Source organism: Desulfovibrio sp. MES5 (assembly GCF_002237645.1).
Taxonomy (GTDB): domain Bacteria; phylum Desulfobacterota; class Desulfovibrionia; order Desulfovibrionales; family Desulfovibrionaceae; genus Desulfovibrio.
Genome location: NZ_MJUZ01000003.1, coordinates 69,291 through 91,260 on the forward strand (window position 1 = coordinate 69,291; position 21,970 = coordinate 91,260).

Annotated in this window: 20 protein-coding genes; 17 read left to right on the forward strand and 3 right to left on the reverse strand. The window is 57.8% G+C overall.

All coding sequences use genetic code 11. The features are described from left to right. Nucleotides 1–145: 145 nt before the first annotated feature. Nucleotides 146–646, reverse strand: coding sequence for a hypothetical protein (locus BCS36_RS01000; RefSeq protein WP_291301071.1), 501 nt, complete (start codon nt 644–646; stop codon nt 146–148). 288 nt (nt 647–934) lie between these two features. Continuing rightward, the gene (locus BCS36_RS01005; RefSeq protein WP_291301072.1) at nt 935–1,057 is read right to left on the reverse strand and encodes a hypothetical protein; all 123 of its coding nucleotides are present in this window, start codon (nt 1,055–1,057) and stop codon (nt 935–937) included. 522 nt (nt 1,058–1,579) lie between these two features. Between BCS36_RS01005 and BCS36_RS01010 the strand changes: the two genes are divergently transcribed. The 3 genes from BCS36_RS01010 to BCS36_RS01020 all read left to right on the forward strand — a co-directional run bounded on the left by BCS36_RS01010 (nt 1,580) and on the right by BCS36_RS01020 (nt 5,541). Next, nucleotides 1,580–2,758: a sugar transporter gene (locus BCS36_RS01010; RefSeq protein ID WP_291301073.1), complete on the forward strand. Its 1,179-nt coding sequence runs from the start codon at nt 1,580–1,582 to the stop codon at nt 2,756–2,758. Between the two features lie 58 nt (nt 2,759–2,816). Continuing rightward, nucleotides 2,817–3,191 (forward strand): DUF488 domain-containing protein, encoded by a 375-nt coding sequence (locus BCS36_RS01015; protein ID WP_291301074.1) that lies wholly within the window; start codon nt 2,817–2,819, stop codon nt 3,189–3,191. 535 nt (nt 3,192–3,726) lie between these two features. Next, nucleotides 3,727–5,541 carry a KUP/HAK/KT family potassium transporter gene (locus BCS36_RS01020; RefSeq protein WP_291301075.1) on the forward strand — a complete coding sequence of 605 codons (1,815 nt, stop codon included), beginning with the start codon at nt 3,727–3,729 and terminating at the stop codon, nt 5,539–5,541. Nucleotides 5,542–5,869: 328 nt separating this feature from the next. Here BCS36_RS01020 and BCS36_RS01025 read toward each other — a convergent pair whose 3' ends face one another. After that, on the reverse strand, nt 5,870–6,112 hold the full coding sequence (locus BCS36_RS01025; RefSeq protein ID WP_291301076.1) for a hypothetical protein: 243 nt from the start codon (nt 6,110–6,112) through the stop codon (nt 5,870–5,872). A gap of 248 nt (nt 6,113–6,360) precedes the next feature. Between BCS36_RS01025 and BCS36_RS01030 the strand changes: the two genes are divergently transcribed. From BCS36_RS01030 to BCS36_RS01095, 14 genes are all read left to right on the forward strand, one after another. Next, a complete protein-coding gene (locus tag BCS36_RS01030; protein ID WP_291301077.1) occupies nt 6,361–6,675 on the forward strand; it encodes a hypothetical protein in 315 nt (104 codons plus the stop codon). Nucleotides 6,676–6,683: 8 nt separating this feature from the next. Next, nucleotides 6,684–6,968: a phage holin family protein gene (locus tag BCS36_RS01035; RefSeq protein WP_179980166.1), complete on the forward strand. Its 285-nt coding sequence runs from the start codon at nt 6,684–6,686 to the stop codon at nt 6,966–6,968. Continuing rightward, nucleotides 6,932–7,315 carry a hypothetical protein gene (locus tag BCS36_RS01040; protein ID WP_291301078.1) on the forward strand — a complete coding sequence of 128 codons (384 nt, stop codon included), beginning with the start codon at nt 6,932–6,934 and terminating at the stop codon, nt 7,313–7,315. The genes BCS36_RS01035 and BCS36_RS01040 overlap by 37 nt, the downstream gene beginning before the upstream one ends. Nucleotides 7,316–7,458: 143 nt before the next feature. Beyond that, entirely contained in the window at nt 7,459–8,514 is a 1,056-nt protein-coding gene (locus tag BCS36_RS01045; RefSeq protein ID WP_291301079.1) for a mechanosensitive ion channel family protein, read from the forward strand. 165 nt (nt 8,515–8,679) lie between these two features. Then, entirely contained in the window at nt 8,680–9,666 is a 987-nt protein-coding gene (locus tag BCS36_RS01050; protein ID WP_291301080.1) for a glycosyltransferase family 2 protein, read from the forward strand. 19 nt (nt 9,667–9,685) lie between these two features. After that, nucleotides 9,686–11,524 carry a translation initiation factor 2 gene (locus BCS36_RS01055; RefSeq protein WP_291301081.1) on the forward strand — a complete coding sequence of 613 codons (1,839 nt, stop codon included), beginning with the start codon at nt 9,686–9,688 and terminating at the stop codon, nt 11,522–11,524. 102 nt (nt 11,525–11,626) lie between these two features. Next, nucleotides 11,627–12,418 carry a type III pantothenate kinase gene (locus BCS36_RS01060; RefSeq protein ID WP_291301082.1) on the forward strand — a complete coding sequence of 264 codons (792 nt, stop codon included), beginning with the start codon at nt 11,627–11,629 and terminating at the stop codon, nt 12,416–12,418. Nucleotides 12,419–12,529: 111 nt separating this feature from the next. Beyond that, nucleotides 12,530–13,828 (forward strand): phosphopyruvate hydratase, encoded by a 1,299-nt coding sequence (gene eno / locus BCS36_RS01065; protein WP_291301083.1) that lies wholly within the window; start codon nt 12,530–12,532, stop codon nt 13,826–13,828. Between the two features lie 451 nt (nt 13,829–14,279). Beyond that, complete coding sequence (gene folD / locus BCS36_RS01070) at nt 14,280–15,143, forward strand: bifunctional methylenetetrahydrofolate dehydrogenase/methenyltetrahydrofolate cyclohydrolase FolD (RefSeq protein ID WP_291301084.1); 864 nt, start codon at nt 14,280–14,282, stop codon at nt 15,141–15,143. Nucleotides 15,144–15,350: 207 nt separating this feature from the next. Then, nucleotides 15,351–15,956, forward strand: coding sequence for a DUF805 domain-containing protein (locus BCS36_RS01075; protein ID WP_291301085.1), 606 nt, complete (start codon nt 15,351–15,353; stop codon nt 15,954–15,956). A gap of 114 nt (nt 15,957–16,070) precedes the next feature. After that, complete coding sequence (locus BCS36_RS01080; RefSeq protein ID WP_291301086.1) at nt 16,071–17,150, forward strand: iron-containing alcohol dehydrogenase family protein; 1,080 nt, start codon at nt 16,071–16,073, stop codon at nt 17,148–17,150. A 221-nt stretch (nt 17,151–17,371) separates the two neighbouring features. Continuing rightward, nucleotides 17,372–18,559, forward strand: coding sequence for a DegT/DnrJ/EryC1/StrS aminotransferase family protein (locus tag BCS36_RS01085; protein WP_291301087.1), 1,188 nt, complete (start codon nt 17,372–17,374; stop codon nt 18,557–18,559). A gap of 487 nt (nt 18,560–19,046) precedes the next feature. Next, nucleotides 19,047–20,690, forward strand: coding sequence for a cytidine 5'-phosphate N-acetylneuraminic acid synthetase (locus tag BCS36_RS01090; protein ID WP_291301088.1), 1,644 nt, complete (start codon nt 19,047–19,049; stop codon nt 20,688–20,690). Nucleotides 20,691–21,055: 365 nt separating this feature from the next. Continuing rightward, nucleotides 21,056–21,760, forward strand: a complete 705-nt coding sequence (locus tag BCS36_RS01095; protein ID WP_291301089.1) for a glycosyl transferase family 2 — start codon at nt 21,056–21,058, stop codon at nt 21,758–21,760. The last annotated feature ends 210 nt before the right edge of the window (nt 21,761–21,970 follow it).

Below are 21,970 nucleotides of genomic sequence, written 5' to 3' on the forward strand. Positions count from 1 at the left end.
GAAATTATACTAAAATTCTTTTTTCTTGAGTGGTTACCTAAAGTCTCCTGAGTGATGCTTGGGCAAACACGATTCGACGTTCCCGCGACGCTCAGGCAAACTACCCGGTCCATTGGTCGCTGGAAGCAAATCTGCCGTCACCGAGTTAAGCTAGTTTTTGGTAAAGAGAAGGGTTGTATATCTTCATGAGCTGCATTGCGTTAGAGTCTTGTTGCAGCAGTGCGCATACATCACTCTTAACTTTCATACTCATTTGCGGGTTCATAATAAAATCATCGTAATAGTTGTCAGAGTTGATGTCGTTACTATCTAGGGCGTTTCTAAAGGCCGTCATCACGGCATTGCCGTATTCACTAGCCCCTGCAGGGATTGGCTTATAGTCTTTCTGAGGGTCATATCTTAAAAGAGGAGTGCTGACTTCCTCTATCCAAGCTGGCAACTGAAAATGCTCAAGAGATTTGGCTTGCCCCGTGTCCGAAGTGGAGGCGCTGCTGTGCTCCTGACTCAAGCGCATTGCTTCTTCTGAAAGTGAAACCGTGTCCTGTCCGGTGTTCCGGTTGGCTGACTCTGGCCAGCGCGTGGGCGAGCTTTGCGTGCTGACAGAAGGCTGTGGCACATTGCACGCTTGGATAAGCGAAATCAACATGATAACCTCCGCGGCAAAAAATTCCTGCTTCACTTTACAATATTATGAAGCAATAAAGATGCCGCAGAGTGGTATTGGAAGGAGTCGTAATATTATAAATCATATTATAGATAGATAATTATAAATGTCTATTGCTTGTATCTTTATGGAGTCATTAATGTATTAAAAATAAGACTAAATATAAATATACAAGATAAGAATTTTCGTTGTGATGCTATTTTTTGAAATAGTTAAAAATTTTTCCTGGTGTCAAACGGAGGATGCTGCACAATGCGGACAGTTTCTTGCTCAGATGTCACATTTTTGCGGGTGGAGTAGATACGTCGTGCCCGCATCCCGCAGGGCGTGCAGCAGAGCAATGGTGGAGCCAGCAGCCTTGATGCCGCAGTGCACATGTGCTCGTGGCGCCATAAAACTACCAGTCCGGCGGATAGATACGGGCGTGGAAGCAGTAAGGGCGTACCGTACCGCTTTTTCCGTCATTCCCGACTTTGCGTTCCTCCCCCCCCCAAAAAAAAGCAAGCTCTGACTGGGCAGCAAAAAAACAACGTGATTTTACCAGAAATATTCGATAAAAATATTGAATAGTTGTCGTAACACAGGTTTGCAGTAAAAAATCTGTGTCAAAAAAAGCTCTTTGCGTATAGCTTGTTCTCAGGCGGGCGCATGCCCGCCACCATATGCGGCAGACATAACCGCTGCCGACCTGATGCGGTTCCCGCAGAATTCTCTCGAGCAAAGACGGTACTTTTGTTGGGCGCGGCCCGTGGCTCAATAGTGCGAGGCACTGGTTTTGCCCATCCGTAAGGCGTTCCTTGCCCGTCCCTTTCCCGCTGCGCACAGCGCGGCCCATCACAGAGCCAGCTTGTGCTTCGCAAGAAGCAGCATATGAAATACACTGATATACAGTTTTTTGTGTGATGAGGAAGATATATGACGACGATCAAAACCCCTGAGGGCAGACGCATTTGGGTGCCTGTGCTCACCCTTGCGCTGGCCGCCTTTATCTTTGTTACAACAGAAGTTCTGCCCATCGGCCTGCTGCCCACCATTGCCAAGGACCTTGGCGAAACGGAGGCCTTTACGGGACTTCTGATAGCCGTATATGCCTGGTGCGTGGCGCTGCTTTCACTGCCGATTACGGCCCTCACCGCAAAGGTGGCGCGCCGCAAGCTGCTGCTTTTTCTATTCGCCATATTTGTGCTTGGGCACGGCCTTTCAGCCATGGCCATCAATTTTGCGACCCTTATGCTTGCGCGCATTTGTGTGGCCATCGCGCATGCGGGCTTCTGGTCCATTGCAAGCCCCATTGTCGTTCGCATAACGCCGCCCGCCATGAAGGCCAGAGGCCTTGCCATCGTCATTGTGGGCGGTTCTCTGGCCACGGTGCTTGGGGTGCCGCTCAGTACGCTGGTGGGCCAGCATTTCGGCTGGCGGGTGGCATTTTTGCTTATCGGCGCGTTGGCCAGTTGCATAGCGCTGATACTCTGGCGGCTGCTCCCTGTGCTTGAAGCCAAGGATACGGGTTCCTTCAAAAGCGTTCCTGTCCTGTTCCGCAACAAGGAACTTGCGCTTCTGTATTTGCAAACCGTGCTGGCGGTGACGGGCTACTTTCTTGCTTACACCTATTTTGCGCCCCTGCTGATACAGGTTGGGGGCTTTCCGGAGGAGGCCGTGCCCGCTTTTCTGCTTGTCATGGGGCTTTCGGGCATTGGCGGCAGCCTGTTCGCCACGCGCCTGACAGCCATGAAAAGCAGACTGGTATTCGCTGTGCCTTCGCTTATAATTTTTCTGTGCCTGATGGTGCTCAATCTTTCCATCTGTCGGCTGCTGACCATCCTTCCCGTGTGTATCCTTTGGGGCGGCAGCATGGCCGTGCTTGGCCTGCTGTTTCAGAGCAGGATTCTCGAAATTGCCTCCCACTCGGCGGATATCGCCACCTCCATCTTTTCGGGAATTTTCAACGTGGGCATTGGCAGCGGCGCTTTTGTGGGCAGCATCGTATTCAACAAGCTGGGCCTGAGCATGACAGGCTATGCGGGGGCGGCGTTTTTTCTGGCCACCGTGTTTGTCAGCGTCTACTCGGCCCGCAGCGTCGGCGCAAAGCCGTAACGCTGTAATGCCGCCGGGCTGATCAGGCTGGCGGCTCCACGTAGAAAGGAGGGCAGGCGTGAATATTATTCTGCACCGTGTGTACGACCATGACGTCACAGAACCCGGAAGCGTGAGCATTCTGGTTGACCGCATCTGGCCGCGAGGCATATCCAAGGCCGCCGCCAACTGGGACGTGTGGCTCAAGGAAGTGGCCCCGTCCAATGATCTGCGCAAATGGTTCGCCCATGACAGGGAAAAGTGGAAGGAGTTTCAGCGGCGGTACTTTGCGGAGCTTGATTCGGCCGGGCCAGCCAACGAGGCGGTTGGTGAACTGAAGACGCTTCTCGCGGGCAAGCACACTGCGGTTTTTCTGTACGCCGCCAAGGATCAGCTCTGCAACAACGCTGTGGCCTTAAAAGCATATATGGAGGCTTTGTCCGGCAGGAGCTAGGCGGTTCGAGAATTGAGCGTTTCGACGGTTTTCGGCGCTGCCCAAGGCCCTGACCGGTGTTTCAGGGTTGGGGTTGCCTTTGTCGCGCAGGATCGGGCCAGCGCGCACCTTGCGCAAGCCTGGCGCGGGCCGAGAGCAGTGCTGCGCGCCCTTGCCATCTGCCGCTGACGACAGGTCTGGTCAGGACCTTGCCCCCGCGTGATGGAATTGCCGTGGCAGCGCTGGGGCTGTTTGCGTCGCGCTTGTTTCGCCTTCTTGGGCCACCCCTTTGGCCGCCCTCCCCCCTGGCTGCTCCTTTGGCCTGCCTGCTGTGGGGGATTTTTCGTTCGCGCCGTTCTTTTGCGGCGCATACGGGCCAGCGGCAAAGGTGGTCAGCTGAGGCACAGGCGTAATCTTAATTGCGCGAACAGCGGCCTCCCTTGTGTGAACGCAAGGCGCACCGTGCTGGTATTTAACATGTTTTTACCAACATTGTACCGAGTATTGCCAGACTCGATTGTCTGCTATAGTGTCCGCTTTGCTTAGTGGAGGCTTCATGGACACACAAAAAATTTCTCCTGCCAATGTCGTTAAATCTCTGGGTCTTGTCTTTGGCGACATCGGTACAAGCCCTATTTATACGCTGGCCGTTATCTTTTTATTGACAGAAAGAACGGAAGCGAATTTCATCGGCATTCTTTCATTAATCATCTGGACTCTTCTGCTGCTTGTAACTGTTGAGTATGCCTGTCTGGCCATGAGTCTCAGCAAGGGCGGCGAGGGCGGCACTATTGTGCTGCTTTCCATTTTGCGGCCCTTGTTGCGGTCTGGCAAAAAGCTTGGTGTGGCCTCGGTATTGGCCTTTATCGGCGTGTCGCTGCTGGTGGGCGACGGCGTCATCACGCCCGCCATCACCATTCTGTCGGCGGTGGAGGGGCTGGTGCTCCTTCCCGGTCTGGAGGATACCCCGCAGTGGGTTCTGGTTGCTTTGGCCCTGTTTGTGGGCATTTTTCTTTTTTCTGTGCAAAAGAAGGGCAGCAGCAAGCTTTCCGCCCTGTTCGGTCCGGTCATGGTCGTATGGTTCGGGGCATTGGCCTGTTCGGGCGTGGCGGCGCTCACCCAGGCCCCGAGCGTGATGAAAGCCATCAACCCCTGGTACGGCATCGACTTTATGCTGCACCACGGGCTGACCGGCTTTTTTGTGCTGTCGGAAGTCATCCTGTGCGCCACAGGCGGCGAAGCCCTGTACGCGGATATGGGACATATGGGGCGCAAGCCCATTCTTGCGGCCTGGGCTCTGGTGTTCACGGCCCTTTTGCTGTGCTACATGGGGCAGACGGCCTTTCTCATACACCACCCCGACACCAACAATGTCCTGTTTGAAATGATCCACAGTCAGGCGAGCTGGCTGTACGCGCCCTTTCTGGTGCTCAGCCTTCTGGCTACCATTATCGCGTCCCAATCGCTTATCAGCGGCATTTTTTCCATCATGTACCAGTGCATGGCCACCCACGTCATGCCCCTGTTCAAGGTGGACTACACCTCAAGGGAAATGCACTCGCAGATATACATAGCCTCGGTGAACTGGGCGCTCTTTGTTGCGGTGACCCTGGTCATCATCGGCTTTCAGGAGTCGCACCACCTGGCGGCCGCCTATGGCCTGGCCGTTACGGGAACCATGACCATCACGGGCATTCTTATGGTCTGGATTTTCCATCTGAGAAAGCGCCCCTGGCTGTGCGCCGCGGCCTTTGGCATCTGCATGCTCGACGTTATCTATCTGGTGGCCAACTTCTACAAACTGCCCCACGGCGGCTACTGGTCCCTGGTCATCGCCATGATCCCCCTGGCTGTCATCCTGATCTACACGCAGGGGCAGAAGGCCGTGTACCAGCGCATGGTGCCAATGGACAGGGAATCCTTCATCAAGGAATTCACTAAAGAGAGAAAGGAAGGCCACACCATCAAGGGCACGGGCATATTCTTTTTGCGCAGCCTGGACAACGTGTCGCCCTATATCTGCAAGACCATGTTCGACAACGGCATCATTTATGAGCGCAACATCATGCTGAGCATCTCGCGCACCTATGAGCCGCTCGGCGTGGAATGCCGTTTTGAAGACTCGCCCGTGGAGGGCATACAAATATTCACTGTCACGGCGGGCTATATGGAGGTTGTGGACGTGGACGCCATCCTCAGCGAGGCTGGCATCAAATCGCGCGCTATCTTCTACGGCGTGGAAGACATCCTGACCCGTTCGCCCCTGTGGAAGATTTACGCTGTCATCAAAAAGCTGGCGCCGCCCTTTGTGCAGTTCTACAAGCTTCCCCTGCAGTCAGTTCATGGGGTTATCAGCCGCATAGTCCTGTAGGCAGGCCCTGACGGCGGCCGCATTTTACGGCGCTCCGTCTGGGGAGAGGGCATAAGCGACAGCGTTCAGAGCATTTTGATCTTGAAAAAGTGTAAAAGCTCCAACGCTGCACAAAAGCGGCAAAGCCCCGCTGACGGCTACCGCAAATAGTATTTTTGGCTGAATGAAAACTTTGAAATGTGAAATATTTCAAAGTAAATCTGCTCTAGGGCTTGCGAGGGCTGCGCTGCCGTTACGGCGGCGCAGCCCTGTTGTTTGCCTGCCTGTGCCTTTGCGCCGTAACGGGCGTTCTATCCCTTTTGCATGTGTGGCGTTGCGCCTGCCCGCTCTAGCGGTCAGGGCTTTGGGGCGCTTGTGGCGTATCCTGACCTGTGCTGCCGGGCTGGGTGGCGCTGGTGGAGCCACTGGGGCCAGCGGAAGCGGGTTCGCGCGCCGGTTCTGTCTGGGCAGGGGGAAGAGCATTCGGGCTCGTGGCGGCGCGCTGTTCCAGCATCATCTGCCCCAGAAGGACGATGATGAAGACAATGACGGACAACAGCAGAGCAATCACAATTTTTTTCTTGTCGTGCATGAACAACCTCGTCGCGTATTTTGTGTGTATTGCCTGATTGTTGTCTAAAATTTTGACTGTGTAAAGTATGGCCTGCCGTAAAAAAGGTTTCTGGCGCATTGGGGCCGCAGTAGCGACCGCTCGTTGCCCTGCATAAAAGTCTGCCCGTTGCGACCCCGATGCTATTAGGGTAGGAAGAAGGTAGCGGGGTGGATGCATATAATGCCCGCCCGCTGCATAACGGGCCACGCGCCCGAAAGGAGATACTTATGACTGCCAAAACCGACGAAAATATAGATGCCCTGAAAGAAGAACTGCAGACGCTGCGCAAGCAGATGGAAAGCCTCGCCAAGTCCGTGGAAAAAGACGCCTCAGGCCGGGCTGCGACCATGGCCGCAGACCTGGAAGACCAGTTTGACAAATACCAGAAGCTGGCTGCGGAAAAACTGCAAAAAGCCCTGAACGTAGGCAATGACGGGGTGGAAAATATCAGCGAACGCATCCGCCAGAATCCCCTTGGCAGCTTGCTGCTGGCCTTTGGCGCGGGATATGTGATCTCCCGCATTTTCCGTCAGGGCAGGTGATTTCAGGCGTGAACGGCCTTACTGAAATTGTGATCCGCTTTTTTGACCTGCTGGAAGCGGAAGGTCGGCAGTTGCAGCGGTCTGCCCTGCTTACGGTGCGCATGGCCGTGCTGCTGGTTCTTGGCCTGATCTTTGGGGCTGTGGCCGTATTTTTTCTGGTCGCAGCCCTGTATCAGGCTCTTGTGGTAATTCTCCATCCTGCCTGGGTCCTGTGCATCATGGGCCTGGTCTGTGCGGGTATCGCCGGAGGGTTGTTGTGGCTTTCGCTCCCACGCAAGAAACAGGTTCAGTAGAAGAAGCCAAGCGCCGCTTGCGTGAGGCTGCGTCAGGATTTGATCCTTATGCCCTGGTGCGGGCGCGGCCTCTCTCCTGCGCGGGAGGAGCCTTTTTGCTCGGCCTTGGCTGGAAATGGCTGCGGCCGGGGCGGGCTGTGCCTGCCCTGGCGGCGCTGTCGCTCCAGGTGGCGGGCAGGGCGCTTGCCCAGAATCTGGCCGCCCGCCTGAAGAGCGGCCTGACTCAGGAACGCCCCGCTGATGAGCGCCTCGCTCAGGAGCGTACCGGCAGGGGCGCTGGCGGTTCTGACGCGGGAAATGCAGCGGGCGACCAGGGCGGCGCTGCCGCCAGCGGCACATCAGCCTAGAGCTGTTCACGAATGAAATGAGTAAACTGCCCTGCAAGGATTTTTCTGAAAATCCTTGCCGCGAAATGTGGGCAGGCTTTTGCCTGCCGTACACGAGCATTTCAAGTGTTAAATGCTCTAAAGGGTGATGCGGAACAACGGGCATGGACGAAAAAGAAATTATCGCGCTTCTGACAGACAGGTATGCCATAGCCGCCGTTGTGACGGTCATCCTTTTTTATTTCACCATACGTGGGCAGAAACGCAGCGCCAACATCGTGGTGCATCTGGCCCGCGTGTGCGCGGCCTGCGCCCTTGTGGTGGCCACAAGCCTTTGCGCGCGCGAGCTTGCGGACAAGTTTGGCATCTCCCTCATAAATCCGAGCTATATCGATATTTTTCAGCGCGTTGTCATCATTCTTATCTTGATGCGCGAAGCTTTTTTGGGCATTAATCGTTTTTGCGATCATTTGGCGAAAACCAGCGGCGATGCCACGCTGGGGCGTATGGTGGCGCGCCTGCTCAAGGCGGGCATCTGCCTTTGCGTCATGCTGCTTTTTGGCGAGTACCTGGGCGTGAGCTTTGCGGGTCTGCTGACGTTCGGCGGTATCGGCGGCATAGCCATTGGTCTTGCGAGCAAGAATATCCTTGGCAATTTTTTTTCTGGCCTTATGCTGTATTTCGACCGTCCCTTTGACATCGGCGACTGGGTGCGATCCCCGGACCGCAAGGTTGAAGGCACCGTGATGGAAATCGGCTGGCGCATGTGCAAGATCATGACCTTTGAGCACTATCCGCTCTATGTGCCCAATGACGTTTTTTCATCCATCAGTATCGAAAACATAGGGCGCATATCCAGTTATCGCATAAAGCTGCAGGTGGGCCTGCGCTACGAAGACGCGGACAAGGTTCAGGCCGTCGCCGAGGGCCTGGAGAAAATGTTGCAGCAGGACGAGGGGATAGACAGGGATCAGACGATTCTGGTCTGCTTTAACGAATTTGCCGACTCGTCGCTGAATCTTATGATTTACTGCTACGCCAATACGTCGGACTGGGACCGCTTCATGAAAATCCAGCACAGCGTGTACCTGAAAATTATCGACGTGGTGCATGGTCTTGGGGCAGACTTCGCTTTTCCCTCGCGCACGCTGTATCTTGAGAAGGATGACGCCGCCCCCGCGTCGGCCGCTTCCGAGCCGGTCGGCCCTGCGCGGCCCTGATTTTTGGGCAGGTCGAAAAAGCTTGACGGAATGCCAGTTGATAATGTCAGCGGCGGGTAGGGGACGACCCGCCGACGGGCATGTGGCACAGGGCCGCGACCGGCCCCCGCTCATGACGCGCATTTTCACTACAAGTGCGCTTTATTTGTGACAAGGAAAATCTTCATGTATAATGCAGAGCTAGCGCATGGCGACACTGCCAGCCTCAGTCTTTCACTGGTCGTGCCGGTGTACAACGAGGCGGATGTTATTGACATCTTTGTCAGTCGCATAAATGAAGTTTTTGCCGATGCGCCCCACATTGCGTTGGAACTGGTTTTTGTCAACGACGGCAGCACGGACAATACCGCTGAAGCCCTGGCGCGCCTTTGCCAGCATGACAGCCGTGTGCGCGTGATCGAACTGTCTCGGAATTTCGGCAAAGAGGCGGCATTGACGGCAGGGCTTGACCATGTTGCAGGGCAGGTAGTGGTGCCAATGGACGTAGACCTGCAAGACCCACCGCAGCTTATTTTCAACATGATCGACAAGTGGCGTGAAGGGTATGACGTGGTCTTGGGGCGTCGGGCCAACCGTGATTCCGACACGTGGACAAAGCGCACCTTTGCCCAATGGTTCTACAGCCTGCACAACATGATTTCCAGCCCCAAACTGCCTGTCAATGTGGGCGATTTTCGCCTCATGGACCGGCGCGTGGTGGAGGCTTTGCGCCTGCTGCCCGAATCCCGCCGTTTTATGAAAGGCCTTTTCGCCTGGCTGGGCTTTCGGACGTGCCATGTGGACTATGTGCGCCCGGCGCGGGTCGGCGGCACAACCAAGTTCAACGGCTGGCGGCTGTGGAACTTTGCGCTTGAGGGGTTCACAAGCTTCAGCACCGCTCCGCTGCGCGTGTGGACATATGTGGGAATGGTGATTTCGGCCATATCGTTTCTGTACGCCATGATCATCGCCCTCAAGGTCATACTGCTGGGCGTTGACGTTCCAGGCTACGCCTCAATGATGGTCGCCATAACCTTTCTGGGCGGCTTGCAGCTTATCGGCATTGGGATTCTGGGCGAATACCTTGGCCGTACCTATCTTGAGTCCAAGCGTCGGCCCACCTATGTGGTGCGTCGCATTCTGAACGGCGAAAAGCGCCCCGAGCAACAATGACTTCCGGTTCTGCAACGTTATGAAAAAAGTATCGTTACCGCTTCCGCATACTACTGGCCCCAGCTCTGGCGCGCTTGACGCGCTGTTTGTCCTGCTGGTCGCGCTCTACGCCCTGGCAGTGGCCCAGGGTATCGTCCCGCTTTCGGGGCAGGGCGCGGATCTTGACAGCGATCTTTCCGTGTATGCGTATTCGATGATCAGGGCTGACAATCCCCAGGATTTTCAGAATGACGCCATTTTGCGTGAGGCAACGCCAGCCAATTCGCTCTGGAACCTGCAACAGTTCATCGCGGAGCTGCTGACCCCTGGCGATCAGTACGCCGTGGGGCTTCTGCGGGCGGGCGCGCTTATTATCTTCGTCTATCTGACGGGCATGTACGCGTTGGGCCGCTGGCTCTACGCGGAACCCGGCCCGGCCCTGATACTGGCCCTGCTGATGAGCATCACCATATGGGTGGGCTGGGGCACGTTCTGGGGCGTCACCCATTCCGACCCGGTGCCGCGCACGTTCTTTGCCGCCTTGTGGCCCTTTATGCTCATGGGTGCCGTGGCCGCCCTGCGCCAGGCCGCCTGGCGTCCGGCGGTAATGTTCATCACCGGATTGGGCATGTGGGTGCACAGCCTGGGGGCCCTGAACACAGGCGCCATGTTTTTTCTGGCCTTTGCCTTCCACAGGCCGCAGGGGTGGAGCTGGTCACGGCATATATTGAACCTTGCCCTGTGCCTCGTGGTGTACTTTACGCCCGTGCTGCTGTTTCTCTGGCCGTCCCTGGTGCAGAAACAGGGCTTTGGGCCAGCGGAACTCGAAACATTTCACGCGCTCTTTTCCCTGCGTTGGGCCAAGGACTACGGCCACTTTGCCGAGCGCCTGACGCTCTTTCTGTCGCCGGGCAAACCTGTGTTCTGGATTTTGCTGGCGGGCCTCGGCAGCTGGTTTGTGGTCATAAAGCACGGCAGCGAGCGGCTGCGGCGTCTTGCGAGCATGTACCCGGCTTTTGTGCTGGCGCTTGCGCTGGTGGCCACGTTTTCCTGGCTGGAGTCTTTTTTGGCCCCGCGTATGGGGCGGCTGCCCATGGCGCATGAATTCGTGCGCGGGCTGCGCTACCTTCTGCCTCTTGCCTGGATAATGATCGGCGGGGTTGTGGCCGTGTTCTGGCTCCGGTTTGCCGGGTGGCTGCGCACGGGATTTTGTGTGCTGGCCGTGCTGCTTGTGATGCTTTGCAATGGCGACAAGCAGAATGTGGCCGCCTTGTATGCCATAACCAGCCATACCGGTCTGCCCCTGCCCCACATGGACAAGGCAAGAGCGGACGCGGTCCGGGCCCAAAGCCATCACGAAGCGCTGGAAGCTCTGGAACGGCTGACAGCGCCGGGCGATGTGATCTACAGCAATGCCGGTGACATGGGCGTGCGACATATCGCCAAACGCGGCATGGGGCATACGTTTAAAGATGGCGCGCATTCTTTCTACAATAAAAATCTCGACCAGGCGCGGCAGTGGCTTGCCAATGAAAAGCTACGCACCCAGAGCCCCACGGGCTATGTGGACGTGTGGCTGAAATCCGGCTTGCCCTGGCTTATCAGCGACAGGCCCGAAGACCGTGACACGCTGGAAAAGTACGGGCAGGTGGTGTGGGAAAATCCCGGCTGGCTCATTGTGCGCCGAAAGGCTGCCGCTGCCGCGCCCTCGACTGACGCTTCTGCATCTCCGTCTGCCCTGTCGTCGCTCTCGGTGGACGCTTCCGAGGCCCCGTCGTCGGCCCCGGCTGATGGTGCCGCGCCATCGGCTGCCGCGCCCGCGTTCCTGTCGGCCCCGGCTGCCGCGCCACCGTCGGAGCCAGAAAGCGCGTCGCCGTAACCGGCAGGCGCTCCACGGACAGGCCTGCGCGCACCTTGCGAAGCCCTGGCTAATTGGGCATAATCATTGGGGTGAACCACTCCAGACCCGTGCGGAGGCCCCATGCAGCCTGAACTTCTACTTTTCGATATTGGCAATACTTCCATAAAGATCGGGCTGGCGCACGAGAGGCAGGTGTTGACCTCATACACCTTGCGCACCGATGTGGGGCAAACGGCGGACAATCTCGGCCTCAGCCTCATCGCTCTCTTGGGGCATGCGGGCGTTGCGCCGCAAAGCCTCAAGGCCTGCGTGGCCTCATCCGTGGTGCCGGGATTCGACCCCCTGCTGCGCGAGGCCGTGTCCCGGTATGTGGACTGTCCCCTGCTCTGTGTCGGCATGGATCTGCCGGTCCCTCTTGAAAACCGCTATGAACGGCCCGGCGAGGTGGGGGCCGACAGGCTGGTGGGCGCTTATGCGGCGCGCCGCCAGTGCCCCGAAGCGCCCGGACTGCTCGTGGTGGACTTCGGCACCGCTGTCACCATTGACTGCGTCAACGGCGACGCCTACATGGGCGGATTGATTTTTCCCGGCCCGCGCACGGCGCTGAGCGCGCTTTCGCGTGAAGCCGCCAAGCTGCCCAGAGTCAATCTGGACGTGCGGGCCGACGAGCCCATGCCGGGGCGCAACACCACCACCAGCATACAGCATGGCCTGGTATTCGGCTTTGCCTGCATGGTGGAAGGGCTGACGCAAAGGCTTAAAAGACAGTTGCCCGGGCCTGTGAAGGTGCTGGGCACGGGGGGCTTTGCCGCCTCCATCGCCCGGGTAAGCCCGGTTTTTGATCACGTTCTGCCCACGTTGTTGCTTGAGGGTTTGCGGCGGCTGTACTATGAAGAGCGCACGGCGCTCTGATGCCCGCGTAAGCGGAGCAAACAGATCTGCCGCCCGTTTCGGGCGGAAAAGCAGCGCCATTTTGCGTTAGCGTATAAAGAAAACAAGCCCAAGAGGGCAAAGGAGCCACACATGAGCAGCATTGCCTCGGTATTTGGCCGTGAAATTCTGGATTCGCGCGGTAATCCCACCGTTGAGGTGGAAGTGACCCTGGAGTCCGGGCTCAGAGCGCGGGCCGCCGTTCCTTCCGGGGCTTCCACAGGCAGCCGCGAAGCCCTTGAAATGCGTGATGGCGACAAGGCGCGGTACTGCGGCAAGGGCGTCACCAAGGCCGTGGACCATGTGAACGGCGAAATCGCCGACGCCCTGCTCGGCATGGATGTGCTGCGCCAGGTGCAGATAGACAATACCCTTATTGACCTCGACGGTACGGACAACAAGTCCCGTCTGGGCGCCAACGCCATGCTTGGCGTGTCTATGGCTTGCGCCAGGGTGGCGGCCTCGTTCCTGGGCCTGCCGCTGTACAAGTACCTGGGCGGCATCAACGCCAAGGTGCTGCCCGCGCCCATGATGAATATCATCAACGGCGGCGCGCATGCCCCCAACAACCTGGATATCCAGGAGTTCATGATCATGCCCGTGGGGGCCATGACCTTCCGTGATTCCCTGCGCATCGGTACGGAAATTTTCCATACCCTCCAGGGCATCCTCAAAAAGGACGGCCACGTCACCAGCGTGGGCGACGAGGGCGGCTTTGCCCCCAATCTCAAGAATCACGACGAAGCCTTTACCTACATCATCAAGGCCATTGAAGATGCTGGCTACAACCCCGGCACTGAAGTGGCCCTGGCCATTGATGCGGCCTCCAGCGAATTCTACAAGGACGGCAAATACGTTCTGGCCGGTGAAGGCAAGACCTTCAACAATGCCGAAATGAGCGAATGGCTGGCCGAGTTCACGCGCAAATACCCCCTCATTTCCATCGAAGACGGCATGGCCGAAAGCGACTGGGACGGTTGGGGCATGCTGACCGCCAGCCTGGGCGACCATGTGCAGCTGGTGGGCGACGACGTCTTTGTGACCAATCCCTCCATTCTGGCCGAAGGCATCGCCGAGGGCGTGGCCAACTCCATTCTTATCAAGCTCAACCAGATCGGCACCGTCACCGAAACCCTTGACACCATCGAGATGGCCAAGGAAGCGGCGTACACCACTGTCATTTCGCACCGCTCCGGCGAGACGGAAGACAGCTTCATTGCCGACCTCGCGGTGGGCGTCAACTCCGGCCAGATCAAGACCGGCTCCCTGTGCCGCTCCGAACGCATGGCCAAGTACAACCAGTTGCTCCGCATTGAAGAAGAACTGGGCGACGACGCCGAATTCTTCGGCCCCATGCTGGCGGAATACTATTCCCTGGGTTCCGACGACTAGAGCAGGGTTGCTTTGAAATGCTTTGTGGGGGAGGGGCCCTTTTGCAAAAGGGTCCCTCCCCCACGGCCCCACCCCTAAAATTCTTTCTGTGCCATATCCGCCATGCCCGCCACACCTGTATCAGCGCGGGCAAAGGGCATTTGCTTTTTCAGGCTGCGCCAGCGAACGCAGCCGCCAGAGCGGGCACAGCATAAAATCGCTCTGGATTGCAGAGAAAAATAAAAATGTCAGAGCCCGTGGCCGCACTATGGCCGTGGGCTCTGACATTTTTGTTCCGCAGTGATTGCCGGGTATTGCAATGGGCACAGGGGGTCTGCGCGATCAGACCAGGGTGATAAAGTGCCCAGAGTGCTTGAGATTGGAAGCAGGGCAGTCTATACTGCGAGTCTCGTAGGTCAATATGATGTCAGCCGTCTGCAAACGTGTGGACGGAAAATCTATGGAGCAATACATGATAGTGATTGACGGCAAGAAGACCGCGCAGGATATCCGCGTCGAACTGGCTGCTGAAGTGGGCGAGGGCAGGGCTGCAGGTCGCCGCGCACCGGGCTTGGCTGTTATTCTGGTGGGTGAAGATCCGGCTTCGCAAGTGTATGTGCGCAACAAGGAAAAAGCCTGCGCCGACGTGGGCATTGTTTCTTTTGCCTACCGTCTGCCAGCCGATACCCCGCAGCAGGAACTGCTGCACCGTATCAAGGAATGCAATGCCCGGCCCGATGTGGACGGCATTTTGCTGCAATTGCCGCTGCCCAAGGGGCTGGATGCCCAAGCCTGCCTGCTGGCCATTGACCCGGCAAAGGATGTGGATGGATTTCATCCCGAAAACGTGGGGCGGCTCTCGCTCGGGCTGCCGGGTTTTGTGTCCTGCACGCCTGCCGGGGTTATAGAGCTTCTGCGCCGCTACAATCTGCCCACCAGGGGCAAGAAGGCCGTAGTGGTGGGGCGCTCGGATATTGTGGGCAAGCCCCTTGCCCTGCTGCTGACCCGCTCCGGCGAATTCGGCGACGCCACCGTCACCATCTGCCACTCGCGCACTCCCGATCTGGCGGCGGAATGCCGCAGTGCGGACTTTCTTTTTCTTGCCATCGGCAGACCGCGCCTCATCACGGGCGACATGGTGCGCCAGGGCGCTGTGGTCATCGATGTGGGCATCAACCGCGGCCCCGACGGCCTGTGCGGCGACGCGGACTATGAAAGCGTGAGCGCCAAAGCCTCCGCCATCACGCCCGTCCCCGGCGGCGTCGGGCCCATGACCATCGCCATGCTGCTTATGAACACCGTACACTCCTGGCGGCAGCGCACGGCCTGCGAATAGTCGTCAGGCTGAGCGGTGGGCTTTGAAAGGCGTCGTGGGGAGGGACTTTTGAGACCGCGCAGGGCGGCTTTGTCTCCCAGTTCTGAAGTGCTTTGTGGCCCCACCCCCTAAAACCCTTTTGGAGTTTTAGAGCAGTACCAGGTGTTATTTTTGATCTGAAGGGGAGGGGCATTGCACCTTCCCGGCGCAAGGCATAAAGGAGCGTGCATGGATTTCAAGACTGCGGTCAGGACGTGTCTGTTTAAAAAGTACAGCGACTTCAAGAGCCGTGCTTCGCGCTCGGAATTCTGGTGGTTCGTGCTCTTTGGCGCCATCGTCAATTCGTTTTTGGGGCTTTTCAGCAATGCCTCTCCACAGACAGGCATGCTGACAAGCGGTCTTGTGAGTCTTATGCTGCTATTGCCGCATCTTGCGGTGACTGCCCGCCGCCTGCACGACGCCAACCTTTCCGGCTGGGTTCAGGCGGCCCCCATAGGGCTGGCTGCGCTCGGCGGGCTTGCCCTGTATCTTGACTTTGGCACATCCGCATATATGTGCATCATGCTGGCTGGCCTGAGTGGTCTTGGGCTGCTCGTCCTTTATGCCCGCAGGGGCACTGTGGGACCCAACCGTTTTGGCCCCGACCCACTGGAAGATGGGGCGTCCGCATCCGCACCTGCCGCCAGCCCCGCTTCTGCTGGCGCAGACGCTGCTGGCAAGCCTGATGATGGATGGGCACGGCTGGCTTCAAAGCCAGACGATACCCGGGCGCGGGGCGGGGACGCTTCCGGCGTGGAGCCGGGGCAGCGTGCCGTGCCTGACAAAAGAGACTGATCCGTCTTTTTAACCCCGCGGGTCCGCGCTGGAAGCCGTTTTTCAGCGGCTATTGCAAGACCTGCGGCTATAGCGTATGGCCCGGAAATCCTATGCCATACTGTGAGGACACCTATGTTCCGTAATGCAAAAAATGTCGGTTATTATATGATTGGCCAGGGCAGCCTGAGCCAGCTTGGAGATCTTTTGGCCACACGCCGCGCGGCTGTGGCTGGCCCTGCGGTCTTTTTTCTGGACCATTTCTTTCAGGGAAAGGACCTGGTGGGCAAACTGCCTGTGGAAAGCCGCGACATGCTGCTCTACATCGACACCACCAGCGAACCCACCACGGACAGCGTGGACGGCTACACCGATCAGGTGAAGGCCTTTTTGAACGGCGTGGAACCTTGCGCCCTGGTGGCCCTTGGCGGCGGCTGCGTGCTTGATACCTGCAAATGCGTTGGCAACCTGCTCGCCAATCCCGGCAAGGCTGAAGACTATCAGGGATGGGATCTGGTCAAGAACCCCGCGCCCTACAAAATCGCGGTGCCCACCCTGTCGGGCACGGGCTCCGAAACCTCGCGCACGGGCATCATCTGCAATGAGCAAAAGAACATCAAACTTGGCATGAACAGCGACTTCACCATGTTCGACCAGGTGCTGATGGATCCCGACCTCACGGCCAGCGTGCCCCGCAACCAGTATTTTTACACGGGCATCGACACCTACATGCACTGTTTTGAGAGCATTACCGGCTCTTACCGCAATGTTGTTGTGGACTCCCTGGCGGCAAAAGCCATCGACCTCTGCAAGCAGGTTTTCCTCTCGCAGGACATGATGAGCGAAGAAAACCGCGAAAAAGTGATGATCGCCTCCTACCTGGGCGGCATGGCCGCCGGTTTTGTGGGCGTGGTGCATCCCATTTCCGCTGGTCTCAGCATGGTGCTGCACATGCGCCACGGCATCGCCAACTGCTACGCCCTGTCCGTGCTGGAAGACATTTATCCCGAGCAGTACAAGGAATTCATGACCATGATGGAACGCCAGGGCATTGATCTGCCCAAGGGCATCTGCCAGGGTCTTACCGACGCCCAGTACGACGCGCTCTACGGGGCGAGCATCGTGCACGAAAAACCGCTGTCCAACCGCCTTGGCCCGGATTTCAAAAAAATCCTCACCAAGGAAAACGTCATCGGGCGCTTTAAAAGGATGTAGCCGCAGCGCTCGCATCTGAACACTACTGACATCATCTGTCGGCGGCGAGGGCCAAAGCCTCGCCGCCGTCAGCCACTTTCGGACGGCAGCCCAAGGCGTCCGACCTGCCAGAGCACTGGCAGCGCCGCACTGTCATGGCTGATCCGCCTTGCGGGACGCAGGCCGGGCGCAAGCTCCGCCGGGCCGCGTTTCAAGCGCAAAACTCCACAGTGAGGAGTCTCATGGATATCAAAGTCAACTTCAGCGGCCGCGCCATCCGCTACACCGAAGACGAAATCGCCGTCGTGGTAGAGGCCATGCGCAATGCCGACCCCCTGACCCAGGGCCACTATATGCGCCAGTTTGAAAGCAAGTTCGCCGACTATCAGGGCGTTGCCCAGGGAACGTGCTTTACCACCATGAACGGCTGCTCCGCGCTGGAACTTTCGGCTCAGCTCTGCCTGTTCAATGAAGGCGACGAGGTGGTCATTCCCTCCCACACCTTCACGGCTTCGGCCTATCCGTATGTCAAAAAGGGCGCAAAGCTCATTTGGGCAGATGTGGACCTGCACACCCGCGTGGTCACGGCTGAAAGCATCGAGCGTGTCTTGAGCCCGCGCACCAAGGCCGTGGTGGTGGTGCACCTTTATGGCTATGTGGCGGACATGCCCGCCATTGCCGCCCTGTGCAAGGAGCGCGGCCTGATCCTCATCGAAGACGCGGCCCAGGCCATCGGGGCCGAGATTGGCGGCGTCAAGGCCGGAGCCTTTGGCGACATGGCCATCTTCTCCTTCCATTCGCACAAAAACCTCACCACCTTGGGCGAAGGCGGCATGCTTTACGTGCGTGACCCCAAGCTTGCGGCCATGGTGCCCACCCTGCGCCACAATGGGCACTGCGCCTTTGACTTTGAACGCCCGGACTACTGGAAGCCCGCCATGGGCAACGTGGATATGCCTTTTATCGACGGTCGCATGGTGCAGCCCAACAACTACTGTCTCGGTGAAGTGGAGTGCGCCCTGGGCGCAAAGCTGCTGGAGCGCATTGATGAAATCAATGACCAGAAGCGTGCGCGTGCCCTGGCCTTCATCGACGCCCTGAAGGATTTTCCCGAACTGGAGTTCCACCGCGAAGACAGCCGTCGCCACAACTATCACCTGTTGGCGGCCCGCATGACTTCCGGCGTTGAGGCCCGTGACCGCTTCATGCGCGCCATGTTCGATGAAAAGGGCGTCAAGTGCGTTGTGCAGTATATTCCGCTGGACAGGTACGGATATTACCGGCGACTGGGCATGGGCGAAGCCTGCTGCCCCAATGCCGACCAGTTCTTTGACGCCATGATTTCCTTCCCCTTCCAGCACTGGCTGTCGGAAGAAGAATTTGACTACATGCTGGCGTCGACCCGCGAAGTGCTGGCGAAAATCCGTTAGCGCATTTTACCTTTGAAACAGGTTGCATGCTCTAACGCCGCACGCGAGTGCAACACGCCGCAACATTGCGTGGAATCTGCCGAAAATCGCATTTTGCGGCAGAATGGCACCTTGAAATACTTTATATTTCAAAGGTAAGCTGATCCGGGACGGCGCTCTTCGTCCCTGGTCGTGCCGTATATTAAGGGCTGCCGGGGGGCGCGCCAATGCGCGCCCCCCGATGGCCCTGAAGCAATTTCAATTTAAAACTGCTCTGGCCGCTGCGGAACAGTCGCCCGCCGTAAAGGGGCAAGCGCAGTTATCCGCGCACGTATCTGCGCTGTTAAAAGTCAGAGCGGGCGAAGCTGACCCGTTGAGAACATACATTTACATTGTGAGCCTGCCCCGGGCCTTGCAAAAAGACTGAGCCGCCTTCGAGCAGTCAGCATCCCAAACGAACAGGCCGCGTTGAAAATGGTTAAAACCGGCCAGCGCATAAGGGTTTACCGTGAAAGAACGCTGTATTGTCATCCCCGCCATCAAGAAAAACGCCGTCATACCCGACCAGCTGGTGAAAAAACTTGCTGGGGTGACGCTGGTGCAGCGGGCCATCAATACGGCGCGGAGCGTTCTGCCCGGTGAAGACATTGTGGTGCTCACCGACAGCCAGGAGATATCCCTCATCTGCGAGCGCGCGGGGGTGGGCTTTCGCCGCAACAAGGATCTGCGCTTCACATCGCTGGATATTGTCAGCGAAATGCGCGTGCTGCTGGACGAACTGGCGCAAGAGTACGAGCACTGCATCATTTTGCGCGCGTCCTGCCCCCTGCTGACCTGGGTGGATGTGGAACATGCCTGGAAAAAATACCGCGAGGCCGATGCAGACAGCCTTGTGACCGTCAAAAGCGTGCGTCAGCGCATCTGGAACATGCACGGCGAAGGGCTTGAAGGCCTGCTGGATGATGACGCTGGCCCAAGTGAAGAAAAAACGCTGGTTGTCGAAAGCCGCGCGCTCATCATGCTGCGCCTGTCTTGCCTTGCAAAGCCCAAGGGGCCGGGGCGGGGGCGCATCATCCCCTATTTTCTCAATGACAGGGCCATTGAAATCCAGGGCTATCAGGACTGGTGGATATGCGAGCGCCTGCTTGAGCGGCGGCATGTGGTCTTTGTCGTGGCTGGCTGGCCTGCCATCGGCATGGGGCACGTGTTCCGGGCGCTCATGCTGGCGCACGAGATTTCCAACCACAGGGTAAGCTTTGTCTGCACGCGCGAAAGCGAACTGGCGGTGGAGAGCATTGCCCGCAGGGATTACAAGATCGTGCGGCAAGGTCAGGAAGACCTGGCCGATACCGTGCTTGCCCTGCGGCCCGACCTTGTGATCAACGATATCCTCAACACCACCACGGCCTATATGAAGCGCCTCACTGGCGCGGGCGTGCGCTGCGTGAATTTTGAGGATGAAGGCCCCGGCGCGGCGCTGGCCCGGCTGGTGATCAACGCCCTGTACGAGGGCAAGAGTACGGACAGGATTTGCTGCGGGCCGGAATTTTTCTGCCTGCGCGACGAATTTGTGAACGCGGCGCGCAATCCCTTCAGGCCTGAAGTCAAAACCGTGCTCATAACCTTTGGCGGCACGGATCAGCACGACTGCTCGCGTCGGGTGCTGGACATCATCGAGCCCATCTGCCGTGGCTACGGCATTGCCATCCGTCTGGTGGCAGGGCCGGGCTATGCCCATAAAGAAGCTATGGAAGAGCACCTCAAAAAGCTCGATAATCCCCTGGTCACCTTTACCTGGGCCACCAATGTCATGAGCCGCATGATGGAAGGGGCCGACCTTGCCATCTGTTCCGCCGGGCGCACGGTTTACGAACTGGCCCATATGTGCGTGCCCGCCCTTGTGCTGGCCACGCACGAGCGCGAGGCGCGCCATACCTTTGCCCGCCCACGCCACGGTTTTGCCTTTGTGGGCATAATGGACCGCGTGAGCGACGGCAGAATACGCAATACCTTTCTGGCCATGCTGAAAAACCCGCGCCGCGAACGCTTCTGGCAGCGGCAGGACAGCATGGATTTCACCGTCAACAAGGGCCGTGTGGTGCGGCGCATGCTGGGGCTTCTGAACGAACGCCCTCAGGAGACGGAACGTTAGAGCATTTTAACTTTGAAAAAGTTTAAATGCTCTAACACTGCACGAGAGTGCAGCGCGCCATAACATGGCGTAGGTTCTGCCGAAAATCGTATTTTTCGGCAGAATGACAACTTTGAAATGCTTCACATTTCAAAGTTAATCTGATCTAGAGCATTTTAACTTTGAGAATGGGCATTTTCAAAGTTAACGGCACGCCCGCTTCGGCGCTAAAAAGCGCAAAAAAAAACAGCGACGCCGCCTTCGACCGTGAGCCCTGCGGGCAACGGCTGAAGCTGCGCTAAAGCCTTCGCTGCGGATGCCTGCTCACGCAGTCGCCAGAGCGAATACACATTTTCAACGCCTATCTGTTCCCAAAGGAAGTGCCCATGTCCAGTAAAGGCAAGGTTGTCGCCATTGTTCAGGCCCGGCTGGGGTCCAGCCGCCTGCCCCTGAAATCCCTGCTCTGCCTGCGCGACGTGCCGGTTATCGACTGGGTTACGCGCCGCCTTGGCGCGAGCGCGCGTCTGGATTCCATCATGGTGGCAGTGCCGGATACCCCGCTGGATGTGGTGCTGCTGGAACATTTGCGCCGTCGCGGCATACCCTGCATGGCCGGGCCTGAAGACGACGTGCTGTCGCGGTTTTGTCAGGCCGCCCAACTGGCGGACGCCGACCTTGTGGTGCGCGTGTGCGCGGATAACCCGCTCATCTGGGGCGGAGCCGTGGACAGGCTGGTGGATTTTTACCGCCAGGGCAACTGGGATTACGCCTATAACCACATCCCTCGCAATAACCTCTGGCCCGATGGCCTCGGGGCCGAGATACTTTCACGCGAACTCCTTGAGGATATGGGCCGCAAGGCCGTACAGCCTTCGCAGCGCGAACATTGTCTGAATTACATCTGGGACAATGCCGCCGATTTTCACATCGGCACCTTTGACCCCGCTGAAGACTGGCTGCGCCGCCCCGATCTGCGCCTGGACATGGACAGGCCCGACGACTTCCGCCGTCTGGCGCTTTTGCCCATCTCGCCCGAAATGGACGCGCGCGCCATTGTGGACGTGTGCGGCACGGCCTGCGCCAAGGCCTGAGAGAGGGGTATGTCATTTTGAAGTGCTTTGTGGGGCATTTTTGTCGCTTTACGCTCCCAGCCTAGCCGCCTTTTACATGCGTCCCGAGGATTCCCTTCCCACCTTATTCCGCCCCGCCTCATCCACCAGAGAGCCTATCACAAAGCGACCATGTAGTCTATCAGCGGAGATGAGTTTGTACAACAAAAATTCAACAAGAAGATACTAATA

What these genes read in the sequence shown, in the direction of transcription:
- BCS36_RS01085 (WP_291301087.1), top strand. Translation starts at nt 17,372, where the DNA reads ATGGATATCAAAGTCAACTTCAGCGGCCGCGCCATCCGCTACACCGAA.
- BCS36_RS01095 (WP_291301089.1), top strand. Translation starts at nt 21,056, where the DNA reads ATGTCCAGTAAAGGCAAGGTTGTCGCCATTGTTCAGGCCCGGCTGGGG.
- BCS36_RS01060 (WP_291301082.1), top strand. Translation starts at nt 11,627, where the DNA reads ATGCAGCCTGAACTTCTACTTTTCGATATTGGCAATACTTCCATAAAG.
- BCS36_RS01030 (WP_291301077.1), top strand. Translation starts at nt 6,361, where the DNA reads ATGACTGCCAAAACCGACGAAAATATAGATGCCCTGAAAGAAGAACTG.
- BCS36_RS01050 (WP_291301080.1), top strand. Translation starts at nt 8,680, where the DNA reads ATGTATAATGCAGAGCTAGCGCATGGCGACACTGCCAGCCTCAGTCTT.
- BCS36_RS01005 (WP_291301072.1), bottom strand. Translation starts at nt 1,057, where the DNA reads ATGGCGCCACGAGCACATGTGCACTGCGGCATCAAGGCTGCTGGCTCC.
- BCS36_RS01000 (WP_291301071.1), bottom strand. Translation starts at nt 646, where the DNA reads ATGTTGATTTCGCTTATCCAAGCGTGCAATGTGCCACAGCCTTCTGTC.
- folD (WP_291301084.1), top strand. Translation starts at nt 14,280, where the DNA reads ATGATAGTGATTGACGGCAAGAAGACCGCGCAGGATATCCGCGTCGAA.
- BCS36_RS01010 (WP_291301073.1), top strand. Translation starts at nt 1,580, where the DNA reads ATGACGACGATCAAAACCCCTGAGGGCAGACGCATTTGGGTGCCTGTG.
- eno (WP_291301083.1), top strand. Translation starts at nt 12,530, where the DNA reads ATGAGCAGCATTGCCTCGGTATTTGGCCGTGAAATTCTGGATTCGCGC.
- BCS36_RS01075 (WP_291301085.1), top strand. Translation starts at nt 15,351, where the DNA reads ATGGATTTCAAGACTGCGGTCAGGACGTGTCTGTTTAAAAAGTACAGC.
- BCS36_RS01055 (WP_291301081.1), top strand. Translation starts at nt 9,686, where the DNA reads ATGAAAAAAGTATCGTTACCGCTTCCGCATACTACTGGCCCCAGCTCT.
- BCS36_RS01025 (WP_291301076.1), bottom strand. Translation starts at nt 6,112, where the DNA reads ATGCACGACAAGAAAAAAATTGTGATTGCTCTGCTGTTGTCCGTCATT.
- BCS36_RS01020 (WP_291301075.1), top strand. Translation starts at nt 3,727, where the DNA reads ATGGACACACAAAAAATTTCTCCTGCCAATGTCGTTAAATCTCTGGGT.
- BCS36_RS01045 (WP_291301079.1), top strand. Translation starts at nt 7,459, where the DNA reads ATGGACGAAAAAGAAATTATCGCGCTTCTGACAGACAGGTATGCCATA.
- BCS36_RS01080 (WP_291301086.1), top strand. Translation starts at nt 16,071, where the DNA reads ATGTTCCGTAATGCAAAAAATGTCGGTTATTATATGATTGGCCAGGGC.